General features: G+C 42.6%; 13 protein-coding genes. 4 read left to right on the plus strand and 9 right to left on the minus strand.

Annotated features, from left to right (window positions below):
* Positions 1–95 precede the first annotated feature (95 nt).
* The 3 genes from ACOSV2_RS15830 to ACOSV2_RS15840 all read right to left on the minus strand — a co-directional run bounded on the left by ACOSV2_RS15830 (position 96) and on the right by ACOSV2_RS15840 (position 1,873).
* Positions 96–359, minus strand: coding sequence for a hypothetical protein (locus ACOSV2_RS15830; RefSeq protein WP_428975982.1), 264 nt, complete (start codon positions 357–359; stop codon positions 96–98).
* Between the two features lie 67 nt (positions 360–426).
* Complete coding sequence (locus ACOSV2_RS15835; RefSeq protein WP_428975983.1) at positions 427–678, minus strand: hypothetical protein; 252 nt, start codon at positions 676–678, stop codon at positions 427–429.
* A 148-nt stretch (positions 679–826) separates the two neighbouring features.
* On the minus strand, positions 827–1,873 hold the full coding sequence (locus ACOSV2_RS15840) for an acyltransferase (RefSeq protein ID WP_428975984.1): 1,047 nt from the start codon (positions 1,871–1,873) through the stop codon (positions 827–829).
* A gap of 519 nt (positions 1,874–2,392) precedes the next feature.
* Between ACOSV2_RS15840 and ACOSV2_RS15845 the strand changes: the two genes are divergently transcribed.
* Complete coding sequence (locus ACOSV2_RS15845; RefSeq protein ID WP_428975985.1) at positions 2,393–3,310, plus strand: C40 family peptidase; 918 nt, start codon at positions 2,393–2,395, stop codon at positions 3,308–3,310.
* A 155-nt stretch (positions 3,311–3,465) separates the two neighbouring features.
* Here ACOSV2_RS15845 and ACOSV2_RS15850 read toward each other — a convergent pair whose 3' ends face one another.
* Positions 3,466–3,897: an MFS transporter gene (locus ACOSV2_RS15850; protein ID WP_428975986.1), complete on the minus strand. Its 432-nt coding sequence runs from the start codon at positions 3,895–3,897 to the stop codon at positions 3,466–3,468.
* A 9-nt stretch (positions 3,898–3,906) separates the two neighbouring features.
* Positions 3,907–4,170 (minus strand): hypothetical protein, encoded by a 264-nt coding sequence (locus ACOSV2_RS15855; protein ID WP_428975987.1) that lies wholly within the window; start codon positions 4,168–4,170, stop codon positions 3,907–3,909.
* A 652-nt stretch (positions 4,171–4,822) separates the two neighbouring features.
* Between ACOSV2_RS15855 and ACOSV2_RS15860 the strand changes: the two genes are divergently transcribed.
* Positions 4,823–5,356 carry a DUF6241 domain-containing protein gene (locus ACOSV2_RS15860; RefSeq protein WP_428975988.1) on the plus strand — a complete coding sequence of 178 codons (534 nt, stop codon included), beginning with the start codon at positions 4,823–4,825 and terminating at the stop codon, positions 5,354–5,356.
* Positions 5,357–5,403: 47 nt separating this feature from the next.
* Here ACOSV2_RS15860 and trhO read toward each other — a convergent pair whose 3' ends face one another.
* The gene (trhO, locus tag ACOSV2_RS15865; RefSeq protein WP_428975989.1) at positions 5,404–6,369 is read right to left on the minus strand and encodes an oxygen-dependent tRNA uridine(34) hydroxylase TrhO; all 966 of its coding nucleotides are present in this window, start codon (positions 6,367–6,369) and stop codon (positions 5,404–5,406) included.
* 423 nt (positions 6,370–6,792) lie between these two features.
* Between trhO and ACOSV2_RS15870 the strand changes: the two genes are divergently transcribed.
* Together ACOSV2_RS15870 and ACOSV2_RS15875 are read left to right on the plus strand one after the other, a co-directional pair.
* Positions 6,793–8,796: a penicillin-binding transpeptidase domain-containing protein gene (locus ACOSV2_RS15870; RefSeq protein ID WP_428975990.1), complete on the plus strand. Its 2,004-nt coding sequence runs from the start codon at positions 6,793–6,795 to the stop codon at positions 8,794–8,796.
* Between the two features lie 204 nt (positions 8,797–9,000).
* A complete protein-coding gene (locus ACOSV2_RS15875; RefSeq protein WP_428975991.1) occupies positions 9,001–10,080 on the plus strand; it encodes an SDR family oxidoreductase in 1,080 nt (359 codons plus the stop codon).
* Between the two features lie 50 nt (positions 10,081–10,130).
* On the opposite strand, the gene ACOSV2_RS15880 is transcribed toward ACOSV2_RS15875, so the two are convergent.
* The 3 genes from ACOSV2_RS15880 to ACOSV2_RS15890 are packed head-to-tail and all read right to left on the minus strand — an operon-like array spanning position 10,131 to position 13,589.
* On the minus strand, positions 10,131–10,922 hold the full coding sequence (locus ACOSV2_RS15880) for an SDR family oxidoreductase (RefSeq protein ID WP_428975992.1): 792 nt from the start codon (positions 10,920–10,922) through the stop codon (positions 10,131–10,133).
* A 15-nt stretch (positions 10,923–10,937) separates the two neighbouring features.
* Positions 10,938–13,103 carry a TRAP transporter permease gene (locus tag ACOSV2_RS15885; protein WP_428975993.1) on the minus strand — a complete coding sequence of 722 codons (2,166 nt, stop codon included), beginning with the start codon at positions 13,101–13,103 and terminating at the stop codon, positions 10,938–10,940.
* Between the two features lie 12 nt (positions 13,104–13,115).
* Positions 13,116–13,589 carry a DUF1850 domain-containing protein gene (locus ACOSV2_RS15890; protein ID WP_428975994.1) on the minus strand — a complete coding sequence of 158 codons (474 nt, stop codon included), beginning with the start codon at positions 13,587–13,589 and terminating at the stop codon, positions 13,116–13,118.
* Positions 13,590–13,623 lie beyond the last annotated feature (34 nt).

A 13,623-nucleotide genomic window follows, 5' to 3' on the forward strand; every position in this document is an offset into this window, starting at 1 on the left:
GAAAAACAACACCTATGCGAATGGTTGAGTGACTTTTTAATTTGCATCTAAACAAACAAGAAGACACCCCCTGCCACCCGGGAAAGTGTCTTCAATTACAATCTACCCTTTACGCGATCTCTCTCATATTTGTTCCACATATAATAGGTATAATAAAGTTGTGCCAGATGACCAAGCAAGAAGACCGCCAGAAAGATCCAAGTATAGAAAAGGTCCAAGCCCATATATCTTAATAAAAAATATAAAACAGGGAGAAGCAGGGTCATCCAAAGAGTTCGAATCATTTTCCTTCTATAACTGAGCCTGAAATAATCCAGTTCGAAGCCTTTGTCGACCTTCTTGGTATATCCCTCCCACATATGGAACCTCCTTTCGAGTGATAAAAAAGACATCTGCCAAACAAAGCAGACATCTTCTTTCCATCATTTAATTAAGGGCATCAAACATACCAACTGCAACTACACCAATAAACCCTAATATGATCCAAACGATATAGGCGATGAGAATCAACCATCCCAAAAGTTTCTTGCCCGTTATGATCCAGTAGATCCCTAATGTGATGAAACTGAACAGCAGTCCTAGAATCCCCCACAACCATGGATTTTTGTCATGTTTTTTGGCATCCATAAATAAGTAGACAGCAATAATAATATTGAACAAATAAATCAAAGCTTCCAAAGTATCCCTCCTAAATATTTTACACTTATATGTAAATTTACCTGTTTTTACTAAATGTAAACCATTTTCGGATAATTCCTCAGTAATTCCAATGAAAAAAAGCCAGCTGATCGTCAGCTGGCGTGATTTCTTTCATTCCAAGATGCCATCAACCGGCCATCTTCACCTTTTTAACTGTATCCTTTTTCTTCAATAGTGTCTTATAATTGATCATCGAATAAACCACATAAGAAATCCCCAAGCAAATCCCGAATATCAGAACCGCATATAGCAGATATTGAACAATCAATAAAGATTCATTCCCCGTGCTCATCCATTCCATCACATTATTCCACAACCGCTGCCTGATCAACGGATGCTCATGGATCAAATAAACCCCTAATACATATCCGGATATGAAGTTAATGGGCCTTGATACAAACGTAAGCTTCGAGAAGAAGAGGAACAGAGCAAGTGACATCACCACAATGACAGGGGAGTTATATGATAACAGCTTAAATGGTAATTCCCACGATTGCAGTATGACCAAGGCCGTAACGGCTCCCAGTAATATGTAAACGCTTAAATAAAAGTGCTTGCTTAAGGAAGACAGGAACTGTCCATGGTGTCTTAAATAGCCCGCCACAAAATAAAGAAAGATGAAATGCACGATGCTATAGCCACCGTTCACCCCGAAGCTCCCCAACGGATGGAAGAACTGCCATACACAATTGATCATAAATAATAGGAAGAGAAATTTCCCGTAATCTTTCTTTGATAGCTGATTAATCAAGATATTTAAATAAGGTGAAAGCATAAACAATACGATGTACACGGTGATGAACCAGTAGGTGGACAGATACACCGGGAATACCGATCTGATGAAGCTCGTATAGGATCCATCCGTTAATTGTAAAACGGTCAATCCGGCAAAAATAAGAACCGAGAAAATGAATGTTTCCCGCACGACCCTGAACGCTTTGCTCATCTTAAATTGTGACTTACATATAAAATACCCGCTTATTAGCACATACACATTGACCCCGACGATACAAAGCACCTTTATGAAATGGAAAAGAAATTGATTCACTGTGCTTAATTCTGATATCGCAATATATTTTGAAAATCCATAGGTACCGAAATGCAACAAGACGATCATGACCATCGAAAGTACCCTGAGAGATTCAAAGTTTGACAGCCTAATTTTTCCCGCCAATCCAACCCGCCCCTTGTTTACATAAATATAAATTCTATTAATTTTAATCTATAAAAATCGTCTTGTCATTCAGAATTTTCTTGATGGAATTCAGTATTGGGTATTAGGGAGGGGGCGCCTGGGATCGGCTGGTCCATAGGAAAGGAGAGAGGGTGAATAATATTGGGAATAATAGAGAGTAAAGACCTATAAAGTGGTGATTACAGCAATGGGAGCGCAACCATAAATTTCTAAAGTGCGTGAGGCAGGGGATGACCTGGGTTTTGGGGGAAATAAGGACATTCACCTATAAAAACATTCGTCTATTAAAACGATATGCAATAGTAACGGGCAGGCACAACCTTTTTAACAGAGTTACCGATTATGGCAATTTAACCATAAATTACTAAACCTTATTATACTGGGGTTTCTTCCTTATTTTTCTTCATATAAGAATTTTAGCCTATTAAAATATCAGTCTTCTTCCTCCATAATGGACAAGCAACAAAATTCGACATTATCGATAAAGGAGACATTTTTTTGAAGAAAACCATTATTGCCTTTACTACTGCTGCATTACTTTCGTCAGTTGCTGTCAATTCATCGGAAGCGGCTTCTTACCGCGTACAATCAGGGGATTCCCTTTCGGTGATTGCGTATAAATATGATACATCTGTTTCAAACCTGAAGAGCTGGAATAACCTGAGCTCCGACATGATTTATGTAAACCAAGTCCTTGAAGTATCAGCACCAAGCGCTTCTGCTAAAACATATACCGTACAATCAGGGGATTACCTGTCAAAAATCGGTGTGAAATTCGATGTGTATCTGGCTGAACTTAGAGCATGGAACAATCTAAAGAGTGATGTCATTTATCCTGGCCAAACGCTGATCGTTTCTTCAGGAGGAACAAGCACGCCGCCACCATCAGACTCTAGTACCTATACCGTCCAATCGGGAGACACCTTATCCCACATCGCGATTCGCTATGATGTGAGTGTTTCATCCATCAAGTCATGGAACGGATTAACCTCCGATAACATTTATGTCGGTCAGAAGCTTTCTGTTAAAGGAACGTCTGATGGCGGAACTCAAACACCATCTTCCAACGTAGTCGATATCGCGAAGAAGTATGTAGGAACTCCATACGCATGGGGAGGAACATCACCATCAGGCTTCGACTGCAGCGGATTCATCTACTATGTATTCAATCAAGCAGGACAATCGATTGCACGTACGAACACAGAAGGTTACTATAGCAAATCATCCTTCGTTTCGAGCCCGAAAGCAGGCGACCTGGTATTCTTCGAGAATACGTACAAAGCCGGCATCAGCCATATGGGGATCTATGTTGGAAACGGCGAATTCGTCCACGCTTCAGACAACGGGGTAACGATATCGAAGTTAAGTAATACGTATTGGAATCCTAAGTTTGTCGGATATAAGAGATTTAACTAATTCTATGGAGCGTCCTGCCTGGTATGGGTGGGGCGTTTTTGATTGGTCATATTGCCATGCGCATAAAGAAAAACTCGACACGGATGTTTAATTAACCGTTCACATAAAAAAACCGCCAAGGATCTACACCCTGAACGACCTCCCAAACATTTCTATTAATAAGAGAACACACCACCCAGTACACGGTCATACTTCCAATACATCCATTCACCAAGCACCACACAAGGAGCCACAACAACCATCCCTAGAAACACAGAACCTGGAGATATATCATACAAGAATCCACCGATATACGTCAGGATCGCCGTACTTAATCCCATACCCAACGAAGTATACACTCCCTGGGTAGCACGGATGTCTTTGTTCTCCAATTCTTCATAAATCAACCGCATAAAAGCATAATGTGTCAATCCGAAGGTTAGAGAGTGAAAGATTTGGGTAAAGATGAACACAGGGGTGCTGGGGAATAGGAACAACAATGTCCAACGCGTCACAGCAGCCCCTGCTACTATCATAAACAGGACGGAAGTGCTTTTCCCCTTTAACAGTCGATCTGAAAACGCAAAGAACAGGATTTCAGATAGCACGTCAATATTTTAAATCACACCGATATAAACCTTCAAATAAAGGACACCATAATTATAGTAAGAAGCATGAGCTCCCTGAATCAGCACAACCATCGTCCAGACAAACTTACGGGATTTCAGCAGTCCCCGGCATGAAAGCTTCTCCTGAACACGGGTATCACTCATGGACTGAGGTAACTTTGCCAACGAAGACAGCAATATCACAACAATTCCACCGAATAACAGATAAATCACTGCACCCTCGGTAAATAGAGACGTCAGAAATCTAACCAAAAGCAGTGCAACCGTATATCCAATCGATCCCTACGAACGGCTCCGGCCATAATCAATTCCATTTTCCTTCATCATGACAGCCGCCATGCTCTCTACCGTCGGATACACAAGGCTGAATTACACCATATACACCAAAATCATCCCGAAAGAATCATAGGCAGGAACAGCAAAAATGAAGCTCCGGATATCAACACTAGCCAACGAGAAAGTCTCCCCAACGAAACCGTCTGACTCAACTTCGGAAATAAGAAAAAGCTCGAAAACGACCGCGCAATCACCCCAACCGCAATCACCGCACTTGCAGCCGAAATGGAAAAGTCCTTACTTTCCACCAGTCACGCTGTCCAATAAGGTATGAAAATTCCCCAAGTGAAAAAAATCGCAAAGAACTAAACGGACAACCACGTCTGATTCTTCAAATCTATCAAAGCTCCCTTTATGTATTGTGGAAATCAATTCACAAATATTGAGTCATGATATAGCAGTTAGATGGGAAATACAACCAACTTAGTGACTATCTCTTTTGTATCAATGAAAAATATGGTAGCATTACAATTCGTTTACAAAAACTTGCAGGACATTTAGCCTAAAATATAGAAGGAAGTACTACAGAAAAAACACAGATTCCATAGCATACAGGGGGAGTATCATCATGCTACAAAAAAAATCATTTGTCGTCATAGTGGCGAGCGTCCTGCTCTTAACGGCCATCGGAGTGTATATCGCTGTAGGCAGTTTAAACAATACCAGCACAACTGAAGGTACAACCCAGACTGACGTTGTATCGACTGCGGGTGTAGAAACCACTGCACCGCAAACCAAAACAGGCAAAGAAAACCCATTCGGAGAAAAAGTAAAAACGCAGTTAAGCGAAGATCTGATCCAGCAATACATACACGCTATGAGTCATCAGAAGGTTGAGGCAGATGAAAAATGGTCGTACTTTGAAATCACCGATGAGCGAATCGATTACTTGCTTTCACAATTAGAGATTAACAAATATAAGCATGAACATACCTACAACGAAATCTTAGTGAGCTGGAAAGAAGGAGACTTCTCAAATGCAGTCAGCGATCATAATGCTGTTTGGAAAATGAGAAACGGGAATATCGGAAGAGCAACAGGATTGTTGTCGACCAAGGAAGAGAAGAAGTATATGAAGAGTCAGAAGAGAGAGAGACGGTAAAACCAAAAAGAGAACTGGAATTAAAATCCAGTTCTCTTTTAAATCTATTAGGTTGTTGCCGTCTCTTTCTCACTTTCAATCACTGCCAAACGCTCTGCCACTTCTTCCTCCGTCAAACCATGCTCTTCAATGTAGCGGTTTTCAGGGCTCTTACGGCATTCATCCGAGCAGCTTCTCATATATTTATGCTCATTTTCTTCCGAGCAAAGGATTTTTTTGTTACAAGGCGGGTGCGCACAGTTTACGTAGCGCTCACAAGGTTCACCTGTGTAGTAGTCTTTCCCGACAATGACATGCTCTGTCTGATTGACAGGAACACCGATACGCTCATCGAATACATAAAGCTGACCGTCCCATAGCTGACCTTTCACTTCCGGGTCCTGGCCATAGGTGACGATTCCACCGTGCAATTGCGCTACATCCTCAAAGCCTTCTTTCACTAACCAGCCTGAGAATTTTTCACAACGGATACCACCTGTACAATACGTAATGATTTTCTTGCCTTCCAGCTTATCTTTATTATCGCGGACCCAGTTCGGAAGATCACGGAAGTTTTCGATATCGGGCTTCACGGCTCCTCTGAAGTGTCCCAGTTCATATTCATAGTCGTTACGTGCATCAAGAAGGATCGTATCCTCCTGCTGAATTTGTTCAAAGAAATCCTTTGGCTCAAGGTATTTACCAGTGAGTTCATTCGGATTCACATCATCTTCCAGACGAAGTGTCACTAACTCTGGACGGTGCTTCACTTTCAATTTCTTGAAGGCATGACCATCAGCTTCGTCAATTTTGAACACAGTGTCCGAGAAGTGAGAGTCCTGTCTCATCGCTTCCATATAAGCATCTGTCTGTTCGATCGTACCGGAACATGTTCCGTTGATTCCTTCAGAAGAAATCAGAATACGTCCCATTAGGCCTAGCTCCTTGCACAATTCCTTATGCTGGGCAGTAACCTCCTCAGGATTCTCAATAGCTACATAGTTGTAATACAGTAGTACTCGATAATTTTTCATGTTTATTTCCACCTATCGATTTATATTTGCAAGATATAATCTTAGGATTCTGTTCCTTATTACTCTTACGATGTACTATTATAACAAATTTTTAAAGAAATGCATTATGTATGGTGGAGAAAAGATGGGGATTGTGAGGAAAAGATGGTGGAAATTGGGTTTGGGTGGGGGAGTGGTTGACATTCCGGGCTTTTGGCGGTGGGATGTGCCGTATTTGAGATTTATCTGCAGTGTTTCGGATTTGGGTGCCATTTATGAGTTTATCTGCCACTATTCAAAATACGACAAATTTCGCTGCTCTTCTAGGATATCATCATAACCGAGAGGTAAAAGCATATAGATACATTAAATTTGAAAATATTTGTTATTTTTGAAAGAATTAGAAGTGAGATAAAAAGTCTAATTTAGGGGTTGTCGGTACATATGTTTAGAAAAGTCATGTTGGTTTGTCTCTTTGTCACTTTCAGTCTGTTGGTTGCCGGATGTCAAGAGAAGCCAAAGCCTGATGATCGCTTGCAGGAATACGTCGATCTTTGGAATAAAGAAAAATTTGAAAGCATGTTCAACGAGTATCTAAACTCGTCAACTAAAGAGTCGTTCAAGAAAGAAGATTTCGTCACGAGATACAAGGACATCTATGAAGATTTAGAAGTGAAGGATGTTAAGGTAACTTTTAAAAAGCCGGAAAAAGAAGTGGACTGGGACAAGGAAACAAAAGCGGTATTTCCATTGACTGTTTCATTCAATACTTTGGCTGGTGAGGTTTCGTACGAAAAAGAAATCACTTTAACGAAAGAAAAACAAGGTGAAGATGAAAATTGGTTTGTAGATTGGGAGCCTTCTTTCATCCTGCCGGAAATGGAAAAGGGAGATAAAGTAGGTGTGGAAAGTATATCTGCTAAACGTGGCGACATACTTGACCGGAATCAACAACCCCTTGCGATGAATGGAGAAGCATTTGAGCTGGGAATCGTACCGAAAGAGTTTAACGAGAGTGACCTAAAGAAGCTTTCATCGCTGCTTGATATGTCAGCGGAATCGATTCAGGGCAAGCTTGATCAGAGCTGGGTGAAACCGGAGTTTTTTGTGCCGATTAAAAAGATTGCCCTCAGCGCACGACCTTTAGCTCTGGAAGTTATTGAATTAGGAGGTCTGTACTCTAAACGAGTGCCTGCAAGAGAATACCCATATGGGGAAGCTGCCGCCCACCTGACCGGATATATAGGAAAGCTTACTGCAGAAAAGCTGGAGAAACTAAAAGGTGAAGGCTATACAGCTCAATCATTGATGGGGCTTAGTGGTGCTGAAGAAGTATATGAAGACCAATTAAGAGGAAAAGATGGTCAGCGGATTTATTTGAAAAAAGAAGACTCAGAAGAAGTAGTGACCGTTGCAGAACAACAAGTGGAAGATGGCAAAAACATCACCTTGACCATCGACGCCGAAATGCAAAAGAAGCTTTATGAACAAATGAAGAGTGAAGCAGGGACAGCGGCTGCCCTCAATCCTCAAACCGGTGAAGCATTGGCACTGGTCAGTACACCAGCCTATGATCCGAATGATTTTGTATTAGGCATGTCCTCTGAAAAATACAAAAAGTTGGCGGACGATCCGAAAAAGCCATTACGTAATCGTTTTCCCATTGCGTATTCACCTGGATCAACCATGAAGGGCATCACTGCTTCCGTTGGATTAAAATCTGGAAAGCTGGATCCAAATAAGGTCTATGATATTACGGGGAAGAAGTGGCAAAAGGATGATTCGTGGGGGAATTACAAGGTCGTCCGTGTCTTTGATAATGAGAGTAAGGTGGACTTGGAAAGTGCGTTGAAATTCTCGGATAACATCTATTTTGCCCGAGTGGGATTAGAGATGGGGGCAGATACCTTTATTGCCGGTTTGAAGGACTTTGGATTTGGAGAGGAAATTCCATCTTCCTATCCAATTTATAAATCACAAATTTCCAACGACGGAACCATCTCCAAAGAAGTCCAACTGGCTGATTCAGCCTTTGGTCAAGGGGAAGTTCTCATGGGCATCATTCACCTGGCCAGCGCCTATGGCGGAATCATCAACGATGGGACCATGATGAAGCCAAGACTCTTAGTGGACGAAGAACATGAAGTGTGGAAAGAAAAGTTACTGACGAAAGAGCAAGCAGATATGCTGAAAACCGATCTGCGAAAAGTAGTCACAGAAGGAATTGCAACGAAAGCCAATGTTAAAGGAAAAGCCATTGCCGGTAAAACAGGTACGGCAGAAATCAAAGCAGAACAGGGAACAACCGGGACGGAAAATGGATTATTTGTGTCCTATGATCAGAATGACCCGACGATGGTACTTGCCGTGCTTCTTGAAGACGTAGAAGAAGCGGGAGGCAGTACGCATACGGTAGAAGTGACAAAGAGATTTTATGATAGCTGGTAATCCAAAAACGGTGAGCAGGCATATGCTCACCGTTTTTTTATAAGGTCCGAAATAAGAGAGGGACGGACCTCCAGATTACGAATAGGAGGTCCGTCCCTCTGCTTCATTTTGACATCATGTTCCAACTCTCTCATTAACGACGATTCCGCTTTCAATATGTGCTATGATAGACAAAATAGCCCTAGAGGTTGAAAGTCAACAGGAGTGATCAATTTGAATTTGTTTTTAACGGGATCAACAGGTTTTCTTGGTGGGAGGCTCATCAAGAATCTTTTACAACATAAAGAGAACGAAGTCTATATTTTAGTGAGAAATGTAGAGAAGGCTGAAAGATTAAGAGATTCCTTTCAAGGGGATGAGCAAAAGAGGCTTCATATTTTTCAAGGGGATATTACCATTCCAAATGCCGGCTTGAGTAAGGATGATCTTGAATGGTTAACAGGGAAGATTGATGCGGTTTATCACCTCGCTGCTCTTGTTAAGTTTGATTTGGAATTGCGTGATGAGTTGTTTGCTGCTAATTACGATGGTACCAAGCATATCCTTGAATTAGCTTCACTCCTGCAAGTGAAGAAATTTTATTATGTGAGTACGGCTTACACAGTCGGGAAGCTTAACAAAGGGGTGGAGGAGCTCTATCCAACAGATGGAGAGTTCCATAATCCTTATGAAGAAAGTAAAGTGAAATCAGAACACCTTGTTTATTCATATAGAAACAAGATGGATGTGTCCATTTTCCGCCCGGCTATTATTGTAGGAGATTCTAAAACGGGGGAAGCGGACTCCCAATTCACACTGTATGGGTTTATGCGTGCTCTCGGGGTGTTTAAGCGTAAGACTGCAAGGCGCAAGGGAGAAGAGCGGACCTACAGACTGGTTGCAGCGAAGAACGGTACTTCCAATCTTGTTCCCGTGGATTATGTGGCGGACATTCTAAGCCTGGCTCCAGAAAAAGCCCAAGCGAACAAAATCTATCATATTACGAATCCGAATCCTCCTGAGAACATCGAGCTTTTGAAGATGTTAAAAGAAGCTCTTCAATTTGAGAACTTATCGGTCGTTGAAAACACGGGTGAGTACGAGTTAGATGAAGAGGAAGTAAAGCTTAATACCTTGATTGATGTGTTCAAGGTGTATCTGGCAGGGGCGTTGACGTTTGATGATCGCAATACTCAAGACCTGATGGAAGGTACCGGGGTGTCCCATTTGGATATGTCGAATGAGACGATTGAGATGATCATACGGACGGGTTGCGAGCCTAACGGTGGGAAAGTTACGGTATAAACAGAATAAGCAAAGCCCCAATGGTAATAGCCATTGGGGCTTTGCTTTTTTTATAGTGCGGTAACCAATCCGCCATCAACGACGAGGGATTGACCGGTTAAATAAGTGTTGGCGTCTGAAACTAAGAAGGTAATGGCCCGGGCAAATTCTTCAGGCTCGCCGTACCTTCCCATAGGAATCGCTTTTTCACTTTGCTTCTTAAATTCCTCAAGGGGAACATTTTGTTTATCTGCGTTTAATTGATCCAACTGAGCCACTCGTTCTGTTGCGATCCTACCAGGACCTACCGTGTTGATGAGAATATGATCCTGGGCCAGTTCCCTTGATAAGCTCTTCGATAAGCCGACAATTCCCGTTCTGAAGGTGTTGGATAGAATCAGACCATCAATTGCCTGCTTCGTGGAGGAAGAAGCGATATTGACGATCCGTCCGCCCTTATTCTTTTTCATATGGGGAATAACCTCTCTGATGGTACGGATATAGCTGAGCAGGTTAAGCTCAAAGGCATATTGCCAGTCTTCATCATCGAATTGCTGGAAGCCCCCTGCAGGTGGACCTCCTGTGTTGTTGACGAGAATGTCGACTCCTCCAAGTTTATTTACCGCTGTTTCAACGAGTGCTTGAATGTCTTCTGGTTTCGTCATGTCACATGTTGCAAAATAGACTTGGTGATTCCCGGACAGTTCAATGATTTCTTTTGCAGTAGATTGAAGCTCTTCTTCATTTCGGCTGGAAATAAGCACGTGAGCTCCTTCTTTTGCAAGCTCGAGTGCCGTTGCTTTTCCTAATCCTTTACTGGAAGCAGTGACAATCACTGCTTTATTTTTTAAACCAAAATCCATTAAAATCCACCTCGTTTAATTGGTAATATTGATCTCCTTATTCATCGGTTTACCCTTTCCTTGGTAATTCCAAAACAGAACAAAGACGAAGACGGTGAAGCCAATGATATCCGTCATCCAGCCAGGATAGATCAGGAGAAAAGCGGCTACTGCACTTATCAAGCGCATACTGACAGGGATTTTCTTCTTGAAAAAACCCTCGATGGAAACCGACAACAGAAACACTCCGATAACAGATGTAACGGTCAGGACAAGAATACTCGTAACAGATGCATCAACCATCAGCATTTCATGGGAAAACACAAACATAAACGGCACGATAAACCCTGCAATCGCAAGTCTCATCGCCTGGAATCCGGTCTTAGTCGGATCACCGCCACTGATGCCTGCTCCGGCAAAGGCTGCCAGGGCGACAGGCGGTGTGATATTTGCAAAGATTCCAAAGTAGAACACAAACATGTGAGCAACAAACACGGCCGTTTCCGTCGACCCGGCCAGTTCACGGAACAGTGGCAGCTGTAAAAGAATCGGTGCTGCCATGGTACTCGTAATGATATAGGTTGGGATACTTGGTAAGCCCATGCCCAGCACGATGGAAGTGATCATGGTCAGCAGTAAAGTAATAACGAGCTGAAGGAGCGGGCTGTCGATCATTTCACCAATACCGACAATACTGTTTGCGAGCTCAAGTGCAACTCCAGTCAGTGAGGCAACTCCTACGACAATTCCAACAGCACCACAGGCAACTGCAACCGGAATCGTCGTTTTCGCTCCTTCTTCCAATGCTTGTACGCAATCCTTTAAGCCAATTTCTTCTGCTTCCAGATTTTTTGTTTTTCTAACGAGATTAACCATTAATGGAAATACCACAATCAACAGGAGTTCCCACCATCCGCTTTTGAGGGGAGGGATGCCTTCTCCGGAAAGGAGGCCATTCACCTGTGGTTGGAAAATGAAAAATACTCCGAGTAGGGTAAATAGCGTTAGTACCTGCTTTGAACCGGAAATGATAATCGTTGCTAAAATCGACCAGAACGCAGCGTAGAAAGGTGTTTTTCCTGAGAATAATAGGTACAGGAGAATCACCATCGGGATGATTAAATGCCCTCTTTCGGCCAGTACCGCTTTCACGGATGGCAATTCTGACTTCGGTACTCCGTGCAATCCGCGCTTGGAAGCTCTAAAGTGCACCTGAAGCAGGATACCGATGTAGAATAGCAGGGCAGGGATGATGCCTGCCATAATCACTTTGGTATAAGGAATATTTAGATTCTCTGCCATAATGAAGGCGGCTGCCCCCATGATGGGAGGAAGGATCTGCCCGCCGACACTTGCCGCTGATTCGACCGCCCCTGCAAATTCTTTTTTATAGCCGATCTTTTTCATCAATGGAATGGTAAAAGCCCCGGTTGTCACGACATTGGCAACAGCCGAACCATTGATGGAACCAAGAAATCCACTGGCAATCACGGCAACTTTAGCAGGACCGCCTTTTGTGTGTCCTGCAACTGCCAGGGCCAGGTCATTAAATAATTTCCCCATGCCAGAGCGGCTAAGGAATGCTCCAAATAAGATAAAGAGAATGATGTAGCTTGCTGACACGCCGATCGCTGTACCAAGAATCCCCTCCGTAATATATACAAGCTGGGAAATCATTTTCTTTGTCACAGTCAATGTGATTTGAGAATTCAATTCCGGATAGATGGCCAGCTTTACATAGAGACCGTAGATTAAAAATCCAACGGCAAGAAGGGTCAGGCCCCAGCCGGTCACACGCCTTGTCAGTTCGAGAAGAAGGACAATGACGAGTATTCCGACGATGAAATCGGTATCGTTGATTTGTCCCCCCATTTTAATGATGCGCTCCGCACTGAATAACATATAAATGCCAACGAATAAGGACAAGCCGCTTAAGATATAGTCATAAAATGGAACAGGCAGGCCTTTCTTTTTACTGATAAAAGGGTAAAGGATAAATCCGATGGCCATCAATCCATATAAATGGATGCTTCGCTGCTTTACATCGACTAACGCCCCTGCATAAGACGTGTATAAATGGAAGAGAGCAATCCCGGCTGCCAATACTAAAATAAATAGACCAATCACTTTGGGAAACCCGCTTCTCGTATTTCCCTCCCGATCCAACTCTTCCACAAATGTGTTCTTTTGTTTTTTCATCATGAGTCACCTCGCTTAATCATTTACAATCATATAAATCAGTTCATACATAGGGACCGACCTGACGGATAATTGGTAGGACCGCTGAGAATCGAGTACTAGAGTTCGTTCGTTTAATGAAATACGATGATTCGTATTCTTACCTGTCTGGAAGCGCAATGTGTCTCCAATCGGTTGATGGATATTCGTCATATACACCCAGCCATCTTTAATATAGGTGTCCTCGCCTGCGTTATCCGGAACACCGGCACCAAATGTTTTAAAACGGGTGGAGGTCAAGTTGATGGTGTTATCTTTTATGTGGAAAAATTCTTCCCAATCTTCTTTTTCAACAGAATGTGTCCAGCGAATGGAAAATTCCATTTGGTTGAAAACAGGCTGCACTACTATATTTTTATTCTCATAGGATAAGACGATCGTGTTCATCGGGACAATGGCGAGAAGGGTAAGAAGGAGCAGGGCAGAGGAACCCAGGATTCTTTTTCTCATAGATAGAATGAAAAGGGCACCAGGATTGATGCCC

This window comes from Rossellomorea sp. DUT-2, assembly GCF_052665285.1.

Coding starts and splice junctions, on each gene's coding strand:
- ACOSV2_RS15860 (WP_428975988.1), top strand. CDS start 4,823: ATGCTACAAAAAAAATCATTTGTCGTCATAGTGGCGAGCGTCCTGCTC.
- ACOSV2_RS15885 (WP_428975993.1), bottom strand. CDS start 13,103: ATGATGAAAAAACAAAAGAACACATTTGTGGAAGAGTTGGATCGGGAG.
- ACOSV2_RS15890 (WP_428975994.1), bottom strand. CDS start 13,589: ATGAGAAAAAGAATCCTGGGTTCCTCTGCCCTGCTCCTTCTTACCCTT.
- ACOSV2_RS15830 (WP_428975982.1), bottom strand. CDS start 359: ATGTGGGAGGGATATACCAAGAAGGTCGACAAAGGCTTCGAACTGGAT.
- ACOSV2_RS15880 (WP_428975992.1), bottom strand. CDS start 10,922: ATGGATTTTGGTTTAAAAAATAAAGCAGTGATTGTCACTGCTTCCAGT.
- trhO (WP_428975989.1), bottom strand. CDS start 6,369: ATGAAAAATTATCGAGTACTACTGTATTACAACTATGTAGCTATTGAG.
- ACOSV2_RS15870 (WP_428975990.1), top strand. CDS start 6,793: ATGTTTAGAAAAGTCATGTTGGTTTGTCTCTTTGTCACTTTCAGTCTG.